The 19,529-nt window shown below is 34.3% G+C and carries 18 protein-coding genes; 9 read left to right on the top strand and 9 right to left on the bottom strand.

The genetic code is table 11. The annotated features are described in order from the left end of the window. Positions 1-32: 32 nt before the first annotated feature. The 4 genes from ABD692_RS02730 to ABD692_RS02715 all read right to left on the bottom strand — a co-directional run bounded on the left by ABD692_RS02730 (position 33) and on the right by ABD692_RS02715 (position 5,240). Positions 33-1,811 (bottom strand): aromatic amino acid hydroxylase, encoded by a 1,779-nt coding sequence (locus ABD692_RS02730; RefSeq protein ID WP_344764753.1) that lies wholly within the window; start codon positions 1,809-1,811, stop codon positions 33-35. A 483-nt stretch (positions 1,812-2,294) separates the two neighbouring features. After that, positions 2,295-2,795 carry a GtrA family protein gene (locus tag ABD692_RS02725; protein WP_344764751.1) on the bottom strand — a complete coding sequence of 167 codons (501 nt, stop codon included), beginning with the start codon at positions 2,793-2,795 and terminating at the stop codon, positions 2,295-2,297. 102 nt (positions 2,796-2,897) lie between these two features. Beyond that, positions 2,898-4,418: a catalase gene (locus tag ABD692_RS02720; protein ID WP_344764749.1), complete on the bottom strand. Its 1,521-nt coding sequence runs from the start codon at positions 4,416-4,418 to the stop codon at positions 2,898-2,900. 132 nt (positions 4,419-4,550) lie between these two features. Then, on the bottom strand, positions 4,551-5,240 hold the full coding sequence (locus ABD692_RS02715; protein WP_344764747.1) for a CAP domain-containing protein: 690 nt from the start codon (positions 5,238-5,240) through the stop codon (positions 4,551-4,553). Positions 5,241-5,377: 137 nt separating this feature from the next. On the opposite strand from ABD692_RS02715, the gene ABD692_RS02710 reads away from it, so the two are divergent. Further along, positions 5,378-6,574, top strand: coding sequence for an NlpC/P60 family protein (locus ABD692_RS02710; protein ID WP_344764745.1), 1,197 nt, complete (start codon positions 5,378-5,380; stop codon positions 6,572-6,574). Positions 6,575-6,684: 110 nt separating this feature from the next. Here ABD692_RS02710 and ABD692_RS02705 read toward each other — a convergent pair whose 3' ends face one another. The 5 genes from ABD692_RS02705 to ABD692_RS02685 all read right to left on the bottom strand — a co-directional run bounded on the left by ABD692_RS02705 (position 6,685) and on the right by ABD692_RS02685 (position 11,746). Beyond that, positions 6,685-7,449: an SDR family NAD(P)-dependent oxidoreductase gene (locus tag ABD692_RS02705; protein ID WP_344764743.1), complete on the bottom strand. Its 765-nt coding sequence runs from the start codon at positions 7,447-7,449 to the stop codon at positions 6,685-6,687. Positions 7,450-7,535: 86 nt separating this feature from the next. Then, on the bottom strand, positions 7,536-7,940 hold the full coding sequence (locus tag ABD692_RS02700) for a helix-turn-helix domain-containing protein (protein WP_316759251.1): 405 nt from the start codon (positions 7,938-7,940) through the stop codon (positions 7,536-7,538). 53 nt (positions 7,941-7,993) lie between these two features. Further along, the gene (locus tag ABD692_RS02695) at positions 7,994-8,839 is read right to left on the bottom strand and encodes a ThuA domain-containing protein (protein ID WP_344764740.1); all 846 of its coding nucleotides are present in this window, start codon (positions 8,837-8,839) and stop codon (positions 7,994-7,996) included. Positions 8,840-9,017: 178 nt separating this feature from the next. Further along, positions 9,018-9,893, bottom strand: coding sequence for a DUF6252 domain-containing protein (locus ABD692_RS02690; protein ID WP_344764738.1), 876 nt, complete (start codon positions 9,891-9,893; stop codon positions 9,018-9,020). A gap of 209 nt (positions 9,894-10,102) precedes the next feature. Beyond that, positions 10,103-11,746: a glycine--tRNA ligase gene (locus ABD692_RS02685; protein ID WP_344764736.1), complete on the bottom strand. Its 1,644-nt coding sequence runs from the start codon at positions 11,744-11,746 to the stop codon at positions 10,103-10,105. Positions 11,747-12,077: 331 nt separating this feature from the next. On the opposite strand from ABD692_RS02685, the gene ABD692_RS02680 reads away from it, so the two are divergent. From ABD692_RS02680 to ABD692_RS02645, 8 genes are all read left to right on the top strand, one after another. Further along, positions 12,078-12,998: a glycerophosphodiester phosphodiesterase family protein gene (locus ABD692_RS02680; protein WP_344764734.1), complete on the top strand. Its 921-nt coding sequence runs from the start codon at positions 12,078-12,080 to the stop codon at positions 12,996-12,998. Positions 12,999-13,052: 54 nt separating this feature from the next. Next, positions 13,053-13,760, top strand: a complete 708-nt coding sequence (locus tag ABD692_RS02675) for an ATP-binding cassette domain-containing protein (RefSeq protein WP_344764732.1) — start codon at positions 13,053-13,055, stop codon at positions 13,758-13,760. A 3-nt stretch (positions 13,761-13,763) separates the two neighbouring features. After that, positions 13,764-14,303: a porin family protein gene (locus tag ABD692_RS02670; RefSeq protein WP_344764730.1), complete on the top strand. Its 540-nt coding sequence runs from the start codon at positions 13,764-13,766 to the stop codon at positions 14,301-14,303. 129 nt (positions 14,304-14,432) lie between these two features. Beyond that, positions 14,433-15,161, top strand: a complete 729-nt coding sequence (gene gldF / locus ABD692_RS02665) for a gliding motility-associated ABC transporter permease subunit GldF (RefSeq protein WP_344764728.1) — start codon at positions 14,433-14,435, stop codon at positions 15,159-15,161. Then, a complete protein-coding gene (gene gldG / locus ABD692_RS02660; RefSeq protein ID WP_344764726.1) occupies positions 15,158-16,840 on the top strand; it encodes a gliding motility-associated ABC transporter substrate-binding protein GldG in 1,683 nt (560 codons plus the stop codon). The genes gldF and gldG overlap by 4 nt, the downstream gene beginning before the upstream one ends. Before the next feature lie 33 nt (positions 16,841-16,873). Continuing rightward, entirely contained in the window at positions 16,874-17,998 is a 1,125-nt protein-coding gene (gene dnaN, locus ABD692_RS02655) for a DNA polymerase III subunit beta (protein WP_316759227.1), read from the top strand. An 83-nt stretch (positions 17,999-18,081) separates the two neighbouring features. Continuing rightward, positions 18,082-18,762, top strand: coding sequence for a DUF4397 domain-containing protein (locus ABD692_RS02650; protein ID WP_344764724.1), 681 nt, complete (start codon positions 18,082-18,084; stop codon positions 18,760-18,762). A 57-nt stretch (positions 18,763-18,819) separates the two neighbouring features. Continuing rightward, positions 18,820-19,512, top strand: a complete 693-nt coding sequence (locus ABD692_RS02645) for a DUF4397 domain-containing protein (RefSeq protein WP_344764722.1) — start codon at positions 18,820-18,822, stop codon at positions 19,510-19,512. Positions 19,513-19,529 lie beyond the last annotated feature (17 nt).

Genomic DNA, 19,529 nt, shown 5'->3' with positions numbered 1-19,529 from the left:
AGATTCTTATAAACCGAATCTGCACAAATTTACTATTCTGTAATTAACTGGCTAACTGGATTTTTAATTACATGCAAACCATCGTTAATTAGTTTTGTATGTTCAGCTTCTCTTCCTGCCTTAATCTCCAGATATACAAGAACTTCTTTTTCCAATTGATGATAGATTTTTTTGTGATAAACGAGTTCTAAAATTTCAAGCGCACAAAGCCAATCTTGCCTATGGTTAGTTTTAAGTTGTTCGAAAATGTAGCTTAGGTTATCAATATGTTCGCCATTTTCTCGTATCGTTCTAACCTCTTTGTATAGATTATGCAATTTAATGATTTTCTCATCATAGGTTATCTTATGCGTTTTAGCTTCGCTAATTAAAGTTATTTCTTCGTAAGCATCTTTATCGGCAGCGCCATTAAAAACCGAAATAATTTCTTCCCCAACAGCCATATCGTAAATGCCCCATTCGGGTTTAAATAAAATATTTCCATTACTTTCAGTAACAGTACAATCGTTAAAAGTGATTAAAATGGCTTTTCCATCTGCACGCAAAATATTCTCAACGTTACCATTAACCGTAATTCCACTTTCGAAAACCAATTGAGATCTGCCACCTGAAGAATAACCTAACATTTTTATTTCTTCATTGGTAAAATCTTCTAAAGGCTTTTCGGCGCTTTTTAATTTGCCAACAGGCGAAGAAAAACCATCGGCATGGTAATTTTTACCATGATTATTTAATTGTTTGTTGTGGTATGCCAGAGCAGATGGCCCAGTTGATTTAATAAAAGTAACTTGATCGGTCGGGCTTACGCCTAAATCTGTAAAAACTCCGCTTACCTGCAAGCCCGAACTATAAACAGCCGTAGCAACGTTTTTACAGGCAATAGCTTTCATAATACTCTCGGTTCCACCTTTTCTAAATGCCATTGTATCAGCAAATTCTTCTAAAACATCAATCAAATTTTGAAAGGTGGCTGTTACAAAAAGCTGCGGTTGAGTTTTAGTAATATCATAAGAATAATTGATGGTGTCTTTATTATACCAGATTTTTTCTACTTCCGTATTCATACAACTGGCACTTTCGCCAATTGACGATAATAAACCTGCACCATAAATTTTAGGATTTTCGAGCGTGCCAATTAAGCCATATTCAACAGTCCACCAATGTAAACGCCCAAGCAAAGCCATTTCTGATGGTTCACCCATGTTTTCATTTATAAAACGAAGCTCTTTTTCGGCTTTAACAATATCGTATTCATTCGCATCGGCCGATTCTTTTAAAATAGAAAGTTTTCTAATGGCTTCATATAGTTCAAAATCTTTGGCCGAAAACATGGCTTTTGCGCCAATAGAGCCAAAATAACTTAAATAATTATTGTAATCGGTATCGGCAATAATAGGTGCATGACCAGCGCTTTCATGAATAATATCTGGAGCAGGCGTATATTCTATATGATTTATTTGTCTAATATCAGCAGCAATAACCAAAACTCGGTAAGCCTGATACTCCATAAAAGCAGCGGGCGGAATAAAACCATCAACGGTAACGGCACCCCAGCCAATTTTGCCCAAATTATCATTCATGGTTTGCAAATCGGGAATATGCTCAATACTTAAGCCAGCTCTTTGTAAACCTTTAATGTATGGGTAGTAGGCAACATTTTTAAGATAACTATAATTTTGGCGCATAACATAACGCCAAACCGCCTGATCTATTGGGGTGTATTTTTCGTAATTCTGGTCAACAATAAACTGCTTTAAATGGTTAGGCAATTTTGCAACCTGCGCATTATTAAAGTCATTAAAATGGCTCATAGGTATTAAGAAAATAAGTTGGTCGGCAACTAAGTTACAGCCTTGATTTTAAGTAAGCAAGAAAGTAACTGCTTAAATTGGCCGAGTATATTAATAAAGGTTTTGTAGAGATAAATGTTTGGTTAAAAAGCTTTATTTGAAATTTAATTTCGAATAATTAGAAAATGTTTGTTTGCATTTCATCGGAAAATTCAATCGGGCTGTACGCTAAATTTTTTGGCTGTTCTTAGGCTTCGCTCAGAACAAATGCCAAAAAGATATCGCTGCCATCCCGTTTACAAACAAAGTTTTGAGCCACAAACGGGTTATATGCAACCAGCGGGTAATAGAATTACAAATGTAAGCCACCTAAACCCGACTTTAGTGAGAAATACTTTTTTGGTGCAGTACTTAGACAAGCGCAGCATTACATTGATAAAAAGATTGAAACGAAGGCGGGACTGCTGTACCCTAAAAGCTTAGAAACTTGCTTTTCAAATTAAATTAATGCTTTTTATCGCCAATTTTTTTCACGCTAAAAGTAAAATAGTGTTGGTATATGTAGCTAAAAAGCGCCATTAAAACAGAAACGGCAATTCTAGATAACATGGCTAAGGTTGGATAATCTCTTAAAAGCTCGAGTAAAAATTTTAACAATACGTAGTTGGCCAGGATATTAATGATTTGGAGGTTTAAAAACCTGAAAAACTGAACACGCCCTTTTAGCTTACTATGGGTAAATATTACATATTTATTAAGTAAAAAACTGGTCGGAATTGCAACTAAATAATCTACAAATAATGATGCAGTTTCTCGCTGAACTACAATTAAGCCAAAATTTACTTCATCAGTTTTGAATATAAAAAAGTAGGCAAAGTAATAACTTAATATACCTAATAACAAGGTGCCGCCACCTGTTGCTAAATACCTGAAATTGTGTAATGAAATATATTTTTTAAACGGTGGGTGAAAAAAATCTATTATTGCTAAAATTAATTTGCGCATTATTTGTACCTAAGCCTGCAAAGGTAATTTTTTAAAATATTTATTTTAGATAGAAAACAAAAAAGTCCTGATTTTAAAATCAGGACTTTTCATATTTAAAAATTAATTGTTTGTTGCTTTATGCGTAGGATCTGCATGTACCATGCCCTCCATTGCCTTATCGAGATTTAAATCAAGTCCTTTTGCAATGCCTAAACCTAAATTCATATCGGCTCGAAACCAGTGGCAAAGCTGGCGATTAACAATTTCGTCTTTTTTAACGCCATTTATACCGCCCATTGCGCCAACAATATTTGCAATTGTATTCTTTTTAGCTTCAGGATCCATTAATCTAAACAGATTTCCTGGTTGCGTGTAATGGTCGTTTTCACCTTCAGCGTTTCTATCGTATTGATCTGCCATAAGCGAATCTAACGGCCATGCTGGTTGCTTATAACTTTCGTCAACCTCGATATCGTCGAAGCTATTCGGGAAATAATTGGGATTAGAACCACCATTGCCATTTACAGCCATTAAGCCATCGCGTTGATAATTATTTGTCATAAAAGGACAACGGTTTACTGGGATTTGTTCGTAATTACCACCCAAACGATAACGTTGTGCATCGGGGTAAGATAAAATACGACCTTGAAGCATTTTATCAGGAGAGTAATAAATTCCATCAACCACGTGTGCAGGTGCAAAAGCGGCCTGTTCTACGTGTGCGTAATAATTGTCAGGGTTTTCGTTTAATTCCAATTCTCCAACTTCGATTAAAGGATAATCGCCATGTGGCCAAACTTTAGTTAAATCGAAAGGGTTTAAATGGTAAGTTTTTGCATCTGCGAAAGGCATAATTTGAACTTTTAATGTCCATTTTGGAAATTCGCCTCTTTCAATCGATTCAAACAAATCGCGTTGCGAATGATCTGGGTCTTGCGACTTCATATCCACAGCTTCGTCATTTGTAAAATTTTGAATGCCCTGTTTTGTTTTAAAATGAAACTTTACATAAAAGCGCTCATCGTTTGCATTGTAAAAAGAAAATGTATGACTACCAAAACCATCCATGTGGCGGTAAGAGAATGGTGTTCCTCTATCGCTCATTAAAATTAAAACCTGATGTAAACTTTCGGGATTTAAACTCCAAAAATCCCACATCATAGTTGGGCTTTTCATATTGGTTTGAGGATCTCTTTTTTGGGTATGAATAAAGTCGCCAAATTTTTTAGGGTCTTTTACAAAGAAAACGGGGGTGTTATTTCCAACTAAATCCCAGTTACCATCTTCGGTGTAAAATTTCAATGCAAAACCACGAGGATCGCGTTCGCTATCTGCAGAACCTTTTTCGCCACCTACGGTAGAGAAACGCAAAAAAGTTTTGGTTTGCTTTCCAATTTCAGAAAAAAGTTTAGCCTTTGTGTACTTTGTAATATCGTGAGTAACGGTAAAAGTGCCGTAAGCGCCAGAACCTTTAGCATGCACAACGCGTTCAGGTATGCGCTCACGATTAAAATGAGCCATTTTTTCATGGAGAATGAAATCTTGAATTAATATCGGGCCGCGTGGACCAGCTGTCATACTATCTTCATTACTTGCATACGGTATGCCCGATGCTGAAGTAAGTTTTTTCTTTTCGCTCATAGTTTATGTTTTATTATGTTGCTATAAAATTGAGGTTATTTAATCGCTAAAGCAAACTGTTATTATCTATTTCAACATAGATATTATTGATATGTTCTAGCTCAAAAAAGTATAAATTAAATTTAAGAATTTTTAGCGATTGTTGGTGTAAAAAGTAGGTTGCGAAACATAATCTATTACAGCGCACCAACTATAGGATGGATGAGGCTGAATACTAACGCCAACCGTGTTTAGTTTATTTTTTTGATCTAGAAGATTAAACCTATGCCCAAGTGTTGGAACGCCGCAATCTAACAGTAAATGACATACGATATCTAAGCTGTTAGAAAAGCCAAAATCTATGTTTTCACTCATTGTCTTGTTTGGGAAGTCTTTAGCGAGGCGTTTTGAAAACTTATCACCATTACTACTATCATGCGATTCTAAATTATTTCGGTTTAAATCTATTGCATGGCTTCGGCTTAATGATGTTAGTTTTTCATCAGGATAAAACATTGGAAGGTTTTTTACGCCTTTAACATGTTTTAATAAGGATAAATAATAGGAGTTATTGCGTGCGATTTTTAACTCGTTGTAATTTCTATATTGCCTAACTTTTGAATTGTAATTATTAATGTAATCTTCTAAAAAGGTGTAATAAAATTTTTCGCCATCGAGGCGGATGAGGTTCATGTACAAAACAACATTTTTTTCTTCATTAGTTAAGTAATCAGCGTTTACGGCTGTATTGGCTTTTTTAAATTCGGCATCTGTCCAATTTTGCCCTAAAGCAATGCCCGTGTTAAACAAAAAGAAAATGAAGATAGAAATTGGACGGTACATGTTTGGCATTTTATGGATAACGCCTTTTAAAATTATTTATTTTTAGATTTTAAAATTTAACTGGAATTAAGCTCGGTGAGCAATTAGTTACAGGTGGTGAAAAGTATTATTAGTATTTTTAATTTTTGTTAAAAACTATGAAAAAACCAATTATTCTGTTCTGCTTTTTTTTAATTTCCATTGCAGTAAAGGCGCAAATTGATACGGCAAGTTTCAAAAATGTTTTCAATCAAATAAAAAAGGAATATGCTCCAGATAAGAGGTCTATTTACTTTAATACACAATTTAAGGGTGATAGTATTTTTGTAGAAAGTACTTCGGCAGAAGCTTTGGCTGCTTTAGATAAACAAGTTTCAGGCGTTACAGGTTATACAAAGGTAAATTCGTTATTGCCTGCTAAAAATCTAAACGGACTTGAGTATGGATTGGCAAATCTTTCTGTTTGCAACAATCGGGCTGCGCCACAAAATGCAGCCGAAATGATGACGCAAATGATTTTAGGAACGCCTGTGGAAGTTTTGAAAAAACAAAGCGGTTATTATTTGGTTCGCACACCTGATGGTTATTTATCTTATACCGATGGAACCGCAGTTAGTTTAATGAACAAGCAAGAATTTGATGCCTGGAAAAAATCCACACGAATAATTTATTTAGAAGATTTTGGTCATGCTTTTAGTAAGCCTGATGTAAATTCTATTCGAGTTTCTGATTTGGTTAAGGGCAATATTTTGGTTTTAACAAGTGAGGAAAAAGGTTTTTACAAAGTAAGTTTTCCTGATAAGAGAATTGGGTATATTAAGAAAGCGGATGCTAAGTTGTTCTCAGAATGGCAGAAGAAGCCAAATCCTGACGCTGAGGCAATTCTCAAAACGGCCAAAACACTAATCGGTGTTCCGTATTTGTGGGGCGGAACATCGGTGAAAGGGGTAGATTGTAGTGGATTTACTAAAACCAGTTACTTTTTAAATGGGGTTGTGATTCCAAGAGATGCCTCTCAACAGGCTTTAGTAGGCGTAGACGTTGACGTATTGGAAGGAGATTCTACAAGTCTTGATAAATGTTTGAAAAATTTAAAAGCTGGCGATTTGCTTTTTTTTGCTGCAGCTAAACTTCGCGGTAATATGGGCGGAAGAGTAACGCATACCGCGATATACATGGGAAACGGCGAATTTATTCAATCAGCTGGAATGGTTAAAATTAGCAGCTTATTACCAACATCTTCAAATTATGATGAGCGTGAGTATAAAACCTTAGTTAGTGCGAAAAGATACTTAACAGAAATTGGAAAGGCTCAGATTACTCGTGTCAATCAGCACGATTGGTATGGGAATTAAACTTAGATTAGTCATTCCGAGTTCTAATACAATTGACATTTCAAACTCTCGGTCGGTGATTAACCGACCGAGAGTAATTAATCTAATTTTCTTTGCTTCCGTGGCCAAAATTATAAAAACATACCACCTGATGCTTCAATGCGTTGTGCATTAATCCATTTTGCATCTTGTGTACATAAAAAGGCTACTACGCCACCAATGTCATCTGGTAAACCAACGCGGCCCAAAGCAGTTTGCGATGCTATCATTTTATTTAATTGTTCATTGTCGCGAACCGCACCTCCACCAAAATCTGTTTCTATTGCGCCAGGTGCAACAATGTTTACATTTATCCCGCGTGCACCTAATTCTTTAGCCTGATATTTTGTAAGCGTTTCCATGGCGCCTTTCATCGATGCATAAGCCGCATAACCTGGTAAAGCAAAACGAGCCAATCCACTCGAAATATTAACAATGCCACCACCATCATTTAAAAGAGCCAATGCTTTTTGAGTTAAAAAAAATGCTCCTTTAAATTGAATGTTTACTAAAGTATCGAATTGTTCTTCCGTAGTTTCTGCAAATGAATTATAAATTCCAACTCCAGCATTATTAACCAAATAGTCGAATTTTTCTGCATTAAAAACAGATTTTAAGACTGTTTTCACTTCTTCAAAAAAAGAATCAAATGTTTTGCTATCTGCTACATCTAACTGTAAAGCCGCTGCATTAACACCAATTGCTTTTAATTCTCTAACAGTTTCATCTGCATCATCTTTTTTCGATTGATAAGTTAAAATTACATCAAAACCTTTTTTTGCTAAATGTGTTGCTGCATTTTTGCCTAAACCGCGACTACCGCCAGTTACCAATACTATTTTATTTTGTTTTTCCATTTTCTTTTAATTTGATAAACAAAGTTAAATGGAAAGTAGTGATGAAAATGGTGATACGTTAAGGAAAAATGGTGAGTACTTAAGTTTTATATGGTGACAGTTTCCTTTTTTGTTAACGAATTGAAGTATTCTTCGCGATATTGCTTTGGCGTTTTGCCTTCAAAGTGTTTAAAAAACTTGGTGAAGTTTGATGGATCGTAGGTTAAAATTCGGGCGATTTCAGAAATTGGTGTGCTTACATTTTGCAACATCGATTTTGAAATTTCCATTAAACGCTCTTCGAAGAAAAAACATGGGGAATGGCCTGTTGCCGATTTAATCGTGTTACTGAAATGTGTTGGATGTACAAATAACAGAGCAGCAAAATCTCTAACCTCAAACATTTCTGTTGCCCTGCCCGAAACGATGTCATCAAGGTGCTTATCCAATTCCTTTAAATAATCGGCTGCAATTTCATGTTGACGAGCAAAGAATTTCTGTGGAATTTTCATCTATAATTTTGAGTATTCATCAAATATAAACCCGATGATGGATAAATTAATGATTACTTTATTTTTTTACCTGTACCCAACCAAATTAAACTATTCAAAATCATTTTATTTTGAATTTCATTATCAAAAGTAAAGGATAATGTTTTGTTTGTATTATCGTATTTATGTTCATAATCCATATCGTTATGGCCCATGTTTACATAAACCATTTTATATTTTTTATTGCTCCAAACTACAGGGTAGTAACCACTTTTCCATATTTCATGTTGTTTTGGCCCAGTTCCTAATGGAAAACTTGTTGAATCGATGGCTATTAAAATTTTAATATCTGGATTTTTAGTTAAATCATTTTGCCAGCGATACCATTCGTTGGGTTGCGATTTGAATGTATTTGGAAGGTTCTTAGTTACTGGGTGTTTCTTATCCTCGAGCCTTAAAATGGCAGCTGTTGGTCGCCATGTATTACTACCATAACCACCAGATCCTAAAAATGTGTTGTGATACCAATCCCAATTCATGTCATAAGCTGATTTTTCTAAAGCAAAAGCAGAAAAATGGAAGCCTAGCCATGCACCTCCGTTTTCCATATATTTTTGAAATGCGGCTCTTTGTTCGGGTTTTTCTGGTCTTGTATCCAAAAACAGCACCACTTGGTACTTAGAAAGAAATTCTGCGTTTAAATTATTCCAGTTCGAGGTAGAATCATATCCGAAATTATTTTTACTGGCCATTTCTGGAAACTGCTTATTAGCTTCGTGCACAAAACTAATATGCGCTAAGTCGTTTTTTGCAGTATAAAAGGCAATTACTTTGAATTTAGTCTTTTTGGTTTGTGCAATTGCAATAAAAGAAGAACACAGAAAAATAGTGATAACGAAAAATAATTTGATCTGATTCATAGTATAAATTTGGTTAACTCAAATTTAATTATTTCCAAATCATTAATATTTCAATTCTATATTCTTTGTGTGTTTTAGGTTAAACGGTTAAATTCAATCGATTGATATAATTGAAAATACGATAATTTTAACCAGATCTGGCCCGTGAATTTGAGCAAATCTGGTTAAAAGTAAAGCCTTATTTTTTACTGAAAGGTAAATCAAAAGTTCCCTCAGTAATATTTACCGATGTTTTTATCGAACTATCATCATTTGGGGCTTTAAAAGCAAAGGTTCCTTTCAACTTATTATTTGCATCACTGGTAATTATTAAAGTACCACTGTCTGATGAAAATGAGCCAGTTGCTGTTTGATCTTTCATATAACCGCCAGTTCCATCACTTGCTAAATTATAAGTGCCAACACCCTTGTAGCCAATAATTCCTATTATTATACGTTTATCGCCGTTAATACTTGTTATTGTTAGCACATTACCAAGAAGAGGGACGTTAATTTGAACTGCTTCGCCAGTAAAACCAGTTAAAACTCCATCTACCTTAGCACTTAAGTTATTTGTACTATTGTTCGTTTCTGGAAGTTTAACAGGTGCTAAACTTATGCTAAATTGCCCTTCAGTAATGTTTTTTGTTGTTGAGTTTGATGGATTTTCGCCTTTAAATTCGAATGTGCCAGTAATTATGTTTTGATCGGTATAGCTCGTAATCTTTATTGTTCCAATAGAGTTTGCCATATACGATTCTGATGGGCCTGTATTGCCAGAAAGATATGTTGCGATATTATTATCGGCAACATTATAAGTGCCAACGCCTTTAAAATCATTGATCATTAAAGTAAAACCACTTGTTCCTTTAAGACCAGAAATCTGAGCAGTTGTTTGTGCCCCAACATTATAAAATTGAGCTGTAGCTAGGGTGCATTCTAATAAAATACCATCAATTTTTGCACTCATTGATGAGGTATTCCATTCAGGATGATAATTGATTTCTTTTTTACAAGATGAGGTAAAGATAAGACAGGTTAATGCCAATAAGCATAATTTGAAAAATACTTTCACGAGCGTAACTTTTTTAGTGTTAATTAATTAGTTGGCTAAGATAAAATAAATTAATAAAGCCTCAATCGAAAATCTATGTAAATCCATCAGATTTTTTATTATTCGATAGGATTTATTGGATTTTGCATGAAAAAAGCCGCAAGTTTAAACCTGCGACTTAAATATTATAAATATCTAACCTAAAGTTCTTAGGTTTCGAAAACGGTAAATTACGCTAATAAATTTTTCCAGCTAACTGCTTTTCCAATAATATTTGTTAAATCGGCAATGGCAACACGTTCCTGTTCCATGCTATCGCGATGACGAATCGTAACCGTGTTATCCTCTAAGCTTTGGTGATCTACAGTTAAGCAGAAAGGCGTACCAATTGCATCCTGACGACGGTAACGTTTACCAATTGCATCTTTTTCTTCATAAATACAATTGAAATCGAATTTCAATGCATCCATAATTTCACGAGCTTTTTCTGGTAAGCCATCCTTTTTTGTTAAAGGGAAAACAGCCACTTTGTAAGGTGCTAAAGCAGGGTGTAAACGTAATAAAGTACGGCTATCCTGTTTGTCTTCAGTGCTTAAATCCTGTTCTTCGAAAGCATTAATCATCGTTAACAAAAACATTCGATCTAAACCAATTGAAGTTTCGATTACGTAAGGAACATAATTTCCGTAAGGTTTACCTTCTTCGTTTAAATCGTTATCGAAATATTGCATTTTCTTTCCCGAAAACTCCTGATGCTGTGTTAAATCGAAATCAGTTCTACTGTGAATACCTTCCACTTCTTTAAATCCGAAAGGGAATTCAAACTCAATGTCAGTAGCCGCATTTGCATAATGCGCTAACTTAACATGGTCGTGGTAACGATATTTGTCAGGAGATGTTCCTAAAGCTTGGTGCCATTTTAAGCGAGCTTCCTTCCAATATTCAAACCATTTTTTGTCTTCACCTGGGCGAACGAAAAATTGCATTTCCATTTGCTCAAATTCACGCATACGCATAATAAACTGGCGGGCAATCACTTCATTTCTAAAAGCTTTACCAATTTGCGCAATACCGAAAGGAATTTTCATCCTTCCCGATTTTTGAACGTTCAAGAAGTTTACGAAAATACCTTGTGCCGTTTCAGGGCGAAGATAAACTTCATCACTACCTTCTGCCATTGCACCAAATTGCGTGCTAAACATTAGGTTAAACTGGCGAACATCCGTCCAGTTAGATGTTTTCGAAATCGGGCAAATTACTTTATAATCTACAATTAAATCTTTCAGCTGTGCTAAGTTTTCAGCTTTTAAAGCCAGGTTCATTTCAACTTCAAGCACCAAGCCTTTTTTCACAAATCTCCAGCTAGCCTCATCAACAAAAGGATATTTGGCGTTATCTAAAATCGAAACTTCTTCCTTAAATCCAGGAATCCAGGCCGCTTGTCCTTCATCACTTAATCCTAAAATTTCTTGTTGAAATTCCTCAAACTTAGCCTTGTTCTCTGTACTAAAATTGGCTAGTTCAGAATATAACTCATCAATTTTATTTTCTAATAATTGATCGGCACGGTAACGTTTTTTCGAATCCTTATTGTCAATCATCGGGTCGTTAAAACCATCAACGTGTCCGCTGGCTTTCCAAACTTTCGGGTGCATAAAAATTGCAGAATCAATTCCTACAATGTTTTCATGCATTTGTACCATGGCTTTCCACCAGTACGATTTAATGTTGTTTTTTAACTCGGCACCCAATTGGCCATAATCGTAAACGGCACTTAAGCCATCATATATTTCGCTGCTTTGAAACACGAAACCGTATTCCTTAGCATGTGATATTACATTTTTAAATTGTTCGTCGTTATTCTTTTGAGCCATAATGGAGGCAAAGATAATTATTTTGAGCTGAAAGACTAAAGCAGAAAGATTAAAGTAGAAATGCTTGGTTTGATGTTCGTAAAAATGCTTTACAGCTCTAAATTTTTTAGAAAAGCAATTGTAGTGCTAGTCAGGTTCTGTAGTCCCGCTTTTTGCTGCAATCTTTTAAAAACTTCTGACAGCTAGTTTATCGTTGTTGCAATTTTAAAAGTATTTCCGCTGCAATCGGGTTTAAGAGGCAAAAAATATAAATCTATTTATGTTTTAAATGCATACCGCTAAGAATTCTGTTTTACATCTTACATCTTCCATTTTTTCCTATTTTTGAAGCATGAAATTTTATCATTTGATTTTATTAGCCTTGGTATCGGTTTTTACATCCTGCAATCAAGAAGAAAAAGTTCATCATTATATTAAATTTAACAACACCCAAGAATTGTATAAATTCTTAAAATGGTCGCCAGAAAACCGTTTTCCGTTAATTAGTGCCCATCGTGGCGGCCCAATGCCAGGTTTCCCTGAAAACTGCATCGAAACTTTCGAAAATGCCACAACTTATAATCCGATGGTAATCGAATTCGATATTGCTTACAGTAAAGATTCGGTAATGGTAATCATGCATGATGATAATCTTGACAGAACATCGACAGGTAAAGGTCCAATCGGAAATTATACTTACGAGGAATTAAAGACTTTTAATTTAAAAGACGACGATGGAAAGGAAACAAAATTCAAAATACCAACTTTGGATAGCGTTTTAAGCTGGAGTAAAGGAAAGGTTTTACTAACCATCGACTTAAAGAAAGGCGTTTCTTATGCAAAAGTTATCGAAAAAGTTAAGCAATATAAGGTACAAAGCAATTCAATAATTATCACTTACACCGCTAATCAAGCTCAAGAGGTACATCAGTTGGCACCCGATTTAATGATTTCTGCATCAGTACAAAAGAAAGCCGAACTAAAAAGATTAAATAGTTTAGGTATTCCTAGTGATAAAATTGTAGCTTTTGTAGGGGTTTCTGCACCTGATAAAGAACTTTACAAATACCTTCACGACAAAGGTATTGCCACTATTTTAGGTACAATGGGTAATATTGATAAAAGTTCGATTGCAAACCCTGCTAAAAACGTTTATTATCATTTGGTAAATAATGGAGCCGATATTTTATCATCAGATAATATTGGTCAGGCTGCAGAGCAATTAGATAAGTTTAGGTATAATAAAAAGATAAGTTCAGTATACGTTAATTAAAAGCATAACGATCGTTTAAAAAACTTTGTATTCTTTGCGTTTAAAATTTTTACCATGAGTATTTCAGTTAAAAACCTTTCCAAGCATTACGATAAACAAATAGCAGTCGATTCGATAAGTTTCGATGCAAAACCTGGTCGTATTTTGGGTTTTCTTGGTCCGAACGGAGCTGGTAAATCTACAACAATGCGTATGCTTACTGGCTATCTGGAACCAACATCAGGGGAAGCTCAAATTTCGAATAAGAATATTTTAACGCAAGCAATTGAAGCAAAAAAGCATATTGGTTATCTGCCAGAGAATACGCCACTTTATGCAGATATGTATGTAAAGGAGTTCCTCAACTTTGTTGGCCAAACTTATGAACTGAAAAATTTAAGTGTAAGGATTGATGAAGTAATTAAAATGGTAGGTTTAATTCCCCAACAACATAAAAAAATTGGCACGTTATCAAAAGGCTATCGCCAAAGGGTAGGATTAGCGCAGGCAATTATTCATAATCCTGATGTTTTAATTTTAGATGAACCTACATCGGGTTTAGATCCAAATCAGTTGGTTGATATTCGTGCTTTGATAAGAGAATTAGGAAAGAATAAAACGGTTGTAATTTCCACACATATTATGCAAGAAGTGGAAGCCATTTGCGATGACATCATAATTATTAATAAAGGTAAAATTGTGGCAAACGATTCACTTGAAGGAATTAAAAAGGCTTATAATGAAAATTCGTTAGAAGATATTTTTAGAAAACTTACCGCATAATTTATGTTGAAAATTCGTTTTGCTTTATTTGCATCGATGCTTTTTATTTCTTTTGTAATTAAAGCTCAAAATGCTGTTAAAATTGATATTGGTGCAGAGTTCGGACTTCCGTCACGTAATTTTGCTGCGATTTCTAATATTGGTTTAGGTGGATCGATTAAAGCAGAATTTCCAATAGCTTCATCGTTTGCATTAACTTTAAATGGTGGTATTACAAATTTCTTTGGTAAGAGAAACCAACTATTAAACGTTCAGGATTTAACCTACGCTCCATTAAAAGCAGGATTAAAATACTATTTAAGCGAAACTTTTTACGTTGAGGGTCAACTTGGGGCAGCGTTGGCTTTAAATAACGGTCAAAAAACATTGTTTGCCTGGTCACCAGGTTTAGGAAATATATTCAACTTATCGGGCAAAAATAAACTGGATTTAGGTATAAGATACGAAGGTTGGACAGGCAAGAATGAAAGTATGACATTTCTCAATACATCGAGCACAAAAGGTTTTCTGGGTGTTCGTTTTGCTTACGTTTTCGCTTTATAGCAAAAACATACCGTCTTAATTAATCAGCTGTTCAAAAACCTTTTCAAATAACTTTATTTACCTAATTACCCTTTTTTTACGTCTTTAATTTGCCCAATTATTTAGTTAACTTCGGCATTTTAACATTGTATGTACGCAGTATTTAAACGCGAATTATTTAGTTTTTTAAATTCGATGGTTGCTTATGTAACCATTGGAGTTTTTTTAGCCGTTTCTGGACTTTTACTTTGGTTTTTTCCGGATACTTCGCTACTTGATTATGGCTATGCAGAACTAAATGGTTTTTTTAGTCTGGTTCCATATCTTTTTATGTTTCTAATTCCAGCAATTACTATGCGCTCTTTCGCCGAAGAAAGGAGAGAAGGAACTTATGAACTTTTAATTACCAAGCCAATTACACTTTGGCAAATTGTTATTGCAAAGTATTTAGCCTGTTTAGTATTGGTTCTTTTAGCATTAATACCAACATTGGTTTACTATTATTCTATTTCAAAATTAGGTTTACCAGAAGGTAATATCGATTCAGGTGCTGTAATTGGCTCTTATATTGGTTTGTTTTTATTAGGCTCAGCCTTTACCTCAATCGGAGTTTTTGCTTCTGCCTTAACCAAGAATCAGATCATCGCTTTTGCAATTTCTGCTGCATTATGTGCTTTTGCCTTTTTAGGTTTCGATTATTCCAGCCAGCTTTTATCCATGCAAAGTTTTGAAACTACAATAGCCTCTTTTGGTATTAATCAACATTACCAATCTATTAGTCGGGGCGTGTTAGATACACGTGATTTAGTTTATTTTATTAGTTTTTCAACAGTGTTTTTATTGTTTACAAAACTTGCAGCGGGAGGGAAGAGAAAATGAAAATCAATAATAAATGGATAAATTTTGGATTGGTATTAGTCGCTTTAATATTGTTAAATATTGGAGGGAAATACATTTTTCATCGTTTCGATTTTACTGCCGATAAGCGCTTTACTTTAAGTGATAAAACTAAAAAACTACTGAAAGGTACAGAGAAACCGATCATAATTACTGTGTTTTTAAATGGAGAGTTACCTGCGGCCTTTAAGCGTTTGCAAGCATCTGTTAAAGATTTATTAACCGATTACAAAGCTTATTCAAACACAGATTTAAAAGTTGTATTTATCGATCCACTTGCAGGCTTTAATACTGCAGATCAGGATACGGTAATTAATAATCTTTATCAGCAAGGTATAGAAGCTACTAATTTAAGCGTAAAAACAGAAAACGGATTAACTCAAAAATTGGTTTTTCCGATGGCAATGGTAGAAAGCGATGGCAAACAAATGCCAGTTAAATTGTTTCAAAATTTAGATGCTGGGGGCAGTTATGAAGACAATATCAATCGCTCTATCGAAAATTTAGAATATATTTTTACTTCAAGCATTAAAAAAGTAATTGGCGGAAATAATCCTCGAATTGGATTTACTGAATCGAACGCAGAGCCTTCCGATTTACAGCTTTATGATGCCATGCACACACTGGCAAATAGTTACGAAGTTGGGCGAGTTAACCTAAATACCATAGATAAAGCAGGCTTGGATAAATTAAAAATGCTAATTGTAGTTAAGCCTCAAACCGCGTTTACCGAAGCTGAAAAATATAAAATCAATTACTTCGTAATGAATGGCGGTCGGGTGCTTTGGAGTATCGATCAAATTTCGGCAGAATTGGATAGCTTAAGAGGAAAAGGCAGCCAGATGGTTTTAAATAAAAACCTGAACCTAGATGATATGCTGTTTATGTATGGAGCTAGAATTAATTACAATGTAATTGCCGATAAGAATAGCGCCGAAATTCCTGTTTCTACTGGAAATGTTGGTGGTCAGCCACAAATACAGCTTGTACCTTGGTTGTACTACCCAATTTTATTGCCTGATACCGCTGCGAGTTTAGTAAAAAATTTAGATGGAATTAAATCCGAATTTCCAAGTACCGTTGATACAATTGGTTCAAAAGGAATTAAGAAAACTTATATTTTAACTACTTCTGCATTTAATAGGGTATTTAACGTGCCTAAACAGTTCTCCTTACAAATGGTTGCAGAACAGCCCGACCCCAAAACATTTCAAAATCCAATGCAAAGTGCAGGCGTTTTATTAGAAGGGAATTTTCAGTCAGTTTTTGCAGGAAGACCTTTGCCAGCGGGAATTTCTACACCTTTCACAAACGTTGCAGTTGGTAAGCCAAGCAAAATGGTAGTTATAGGCGATGGAGATTTATTTAAAAACCAGGTTGTCGCTAAAGATAATTCGCCATTGCCATTAGGCTTTGATAGATATACACAGCGGACTTACGGAAATAAAGCACTACTTTTAAATATTGTTGATTATTTTACTGATGATGATAACTTAATTGCGTTAAGAAACAAAGACGTTAAAATCAGATTGCTTGATAAGGCAAAAATTAAACTGGAAAAAACCAAATGGCAGGTTTTAAATATTATAGTTCCCTTATTATTGTTAATATTATTTGCAATTTTTCAACATTATTACCGCAAGTACAAGTACGCTAAATAATTTTTATATTTTTGAAGAAGACTAATTGATATCATGAGATTTATTGTATCCACATCAACTTTATTAAAACATCTACAAACTGTTAACGGTGCATCTAGCAGCAGTACAGTTTTACCTATACTAGAAAATTTTCTTTTTGAAATTAAAGATGGTAATTTAACCATCTCCGCTACTGATTTACAAACCAGTATGACTACTGCCTTAGCTGTAGAATCAAAAGAAGAGGGAAAAGTTGCCGTTCCATCTAAAATTTTATTAGATACGCTTAAAACTTTACCAGATCAGCCAATTGCTTTTAATATTGACGATGCAACTTTCGCAATCGAAATTAGTGCAGGCGAAGGTAAATATAAATTGAGCGGTGAAAACGGTGATGATTTTCCAAAAATTCCTGTTGTAGAAAACGCTTCATCGGTAAATTTACCAGCATCTGTTTTAACAGAAGCAATTACCAAAACTATATTTGCGGTTAGTAACGATGAGTTACGTCCAGCAATGACAGGTGTTTACTGTCAGTTATCGCCTCAGCACATTACATTCGTAGCTACCGATGCTCATAAATTGGTTCGTTACCGTCGTATGGATAGCAAAGCTGATAAAGCAACATCGTTTATTTTACCAAAAAAAGCTTTAACACTTTTAAAAGGCGCCTTGCCTTCAAATGATATTAATGTATCAGTTGATTATAATGCAACCAGCGCTTTCTTTAAGTTCGATAATATCAATTTAGTGTGTCGTTTAATAGACGAACGTTATCCTGATTACGAGGCAGTTATCCCGCAAAATAACCCTAATAAATTAGTAATTGATAGAAGTTTATTTTTAAATACGCTTCGTAGAGTAGTAATTTTTGCTAATAAAACTACTCACCAGGTTAGGTTGAAAATTAATGGAAGTGAGTTAAATATATCGTCAGAAGATTTGGATTTTGCAAACGAAGCACACGAGCGTTTAAGCTGTCAATATGATGGTGAAGACTTAGAAATCGGCTTTAATGCACGTTTCTTGATTGAAATGCTAAGTAACTTAAGTGGCGATGAAGTTACTTTAGAACTTTCTACACCAAATAGAGCAGGCTTATTAATACCGCAAACTAATGATGAAAACGAAGATGTTTTAATGTTAGTTATGCCAGTTATGTTAAATAATAGTTATTAGAAACTACTAAATCTTTAGTTTTTATAGGGAAATGGCTTGGTTTTTGACCAAGCCATTTTGGTTATAACCAAGTACAACTACCTATGAAAATCTTTACAAAACGTGTCTCAATCACCCAGGCAATTCTGCTTGCAGTTTGCTTTTTATGTATTACTTCCTGTAGTAAGAAAGATCCCGATTTAATTGTTCAGGGACAAACTAAAATTAAAGTTACTAATGCCGTGCAAACAGAAACTAAACAAGATGTTTACATTGATAATGAAAAGTTAACTTCTGCCGCTTTAACCTTTGGTGAAACAAGCGATTATTTAACAATCCCATCTGGAAACAGAAACCTGAGCTACCAGGCTTCAAATAATTTAAATACAAGTACGAATTTAAATTTTACTCCATCATTAACTTATAGTACTTTTTTAGTTTCTGATAGAAATGCGAATAGAGAAATAGTTAGTTATGAAGATAATTTAAGTATTTCTGATATGGCGACTGCAAAAATCAGGCTCATAAATTTATCGCCAAATTTTGCAACGGGTATTAATGTAACTGTACAAGCAGGTGCGCAATTTGTTAATGGCTTACTATTTAAAGAAGCATCCAATTATTTTTCATTAGATGCAGGTGCTGCATTAAGGTACAATGTTGTGGGCTCAGGAAGTATTAAAACTATCGCTGCCACAGATTTAATTCCAGGTAAAATTTATACAATTTGGTTTAGCGGCTTAACTGCTGCAACATTAGAAGCTCATCTTATCGAGTATAATTAGTTACAGTTTACCTAATTGAAATACAAAAGCTATCTTTGCGTATAAGATATTACCTGTATGAATTTCAAAGCCTTTAACTTTTTAAAACTATCTTTTCTATTTACAGCAGTTTGCTTAATTACGGCCTGTGTTAAAAACGATAATTTAATTAAAGGAGATACTAAGGTTCGGTTCTTCAATAATGTTGATCAGCTTTCTCAGGATTTCTATTTAAACGGAATTAGAAGAACGACTACTACAGGAATATCTTATGGTAACAGTACAGATTATCTGGTTTACGAGGGTGATAAGGAATACAACATTTTAGCCAAAAACACAGGAACTACGAAAATTGGTGATTCTATAAAATATACTTTTGGTATAGGAAAAAATTATTCAGTTTTTTACGCTAAAACTTCAGAGATAGATTCTTTGCTAACGATTTATGAGGATAATTTGACTCCTGATCCTACTAATGCAAGGCTATTCTTTATAAATTTAGGATACACTTTGGATTCAAAAGTTAATATCAGGAACAGGACATCATCTTTTACAGCTTCTTTAGCAAATGGAGAAAATTCTGGATACATTGTATTAAAACCAGATTCTAACGCTAAAATATTTTTAAATCTTGTTGATTCAACAAGTGTAATTGACACCATACCTGCTACCAATTTTTATAAAGGTAAAACCTATACCATAATCATTGATGGTGTTAATAAAGGAGTAAATAAAGGGAAGTTAAGGGAGCGATTAATTGTCAACAATTAATCAAATTCAATTAATAT

The organism is Pedobacter ginsengiterrae, from assembly GCF_039537385.1.
GTDB lineage: Bacteria > Bacteroidota > Bacteroidia > Sphingobacteriales > Sphingobacteriaceae > Pedobacter > Pedobacter ginsengiterrae.
The sequence above is the reverse complement of the archived record's forward strand: the minus strand, read 5'-3'. Positions and strand labels throughout refer to the sequence as shown.

Excerpts from the sequence above, each read along its gene's own strand:
- ABD692_RS02650 (WP_344764724.1), top strand. The coding sequence starts at position 18,082 with ATGAAAATCTTTACAAAACGTGTCTCAATCACCCAGGCAATTCTGCTT.
- ABD692_RS02695 (WP_344764740.1), bottom strand. The coding sequence starts at position 8,839 with ATGAATCAGATCAAATTATTTTTCGTTATCACTATTTTTCTGTGTTCT.
- ABD692_RS02645 (WP_344764722.1), top strand. The coding sequence starts at position 18,820 with ATGAATTTCAAAGCCTTTAACTTTTTAAAACTATCTTTTCTATTTACA.
- ABD692_RS02720 (WP_344764749.1), bottom strand. The coding sequence starts at position 4,418 with ATGAGCGAAAAGAAAAAACTTACTTCAGCATCGGGCATACCGTATGCA.
- ABD692_RS02675 (WP_344764732.1), top strand. The coding sequence starts at position 13,053 with ATGAGTATTTCAGTTAAAAACCTTTCCAAGCATTACGATAAACAAATA.
- ABD692_RS02710 (WP_344764745.1), top strand. The coding sequence starts at position 5,378 with ATGAAAAAACCAATTATTCTGTTCTGCTTTTTTTTAATTTCCATTGCA.
- ABD692_RS02685 (WP_344764736.1), bottom strand. The coding sequence starts at position 11,746 with ATGGCTCAAAAGAATAACGACGAACAATTTAAAAATGTAATATCACAT.
- ABD692_RS02725 (WP_344764751.1), bottom strand. The coding sequence starts at position 2,795 with ATGCGCAAATTAATTTTAGCAATAATAGATTTTTTTCACCCACCGTTT.
- dnaN (WP_316759227.1), top strand. The coding sequence starts at position 16,874 with ATGAGATTTATTGTATCCACATCAACTTTATTAAAACATCTACAAACT.
- gldG (WP_344764726.1), top strand. The coding sequence starts at position 15,158 with ATGAAAATCAATAATAAATGGATAAATTTTGGATTGGTATTAGTCGCT.
- ABD692_RS02680 (WP_344764734.1), top strand. The coding sequence starts at position 12,078 with ATGAAATTTTATCATTTGATTTTATTAGCCTTGGTATCGGTTTTTACA.
- ABD692_RS02715 (WP_344764747.1), bottom strand. The coding sequence starts at position 5,240 with ATGTACCGTCCAATTTCTATCTTCATTTTCTTTTTGTTTAACACGGGC.
- ABD692_RS02700 (WP_316759251.1), bottom strand. The coding sequence starts at position 7,940 with ATGAAAATTCCACAGAAATTCTTTGCTCGTCAACATGAAATTGCAGCC.
- ABD692_RS02670 (WP_344764730.1), top strand. The coding sequence starts at position 13,764 with ATGTTGAAAATTCGTTTTGCTTTATTTGCATCGATGCTTTTTATTTCT.
- ABD692_RS02730 (WP_344764753.1), bottom strand. The coding sequence starts at position 1,811 with ATGAGCCATTTTAATGACTTTAATAATGCGCAGGTTGCAAAATTGCCT.
- gldF (WP_344764728.1), top strand. The coding sequence starts at position 14,433 with ATGTACGCAGTATTTAAACGCGAATTATTTAGTTTTTTAAATTCGATG.
- ABD692_RS02705 (WP_344764743.1), bottom strand. The coding sequence starts at position 7,449 with ATGGAAAAACAAAATAAAATAGTATTGGTAACTGGCGGTAGTCGCGGT.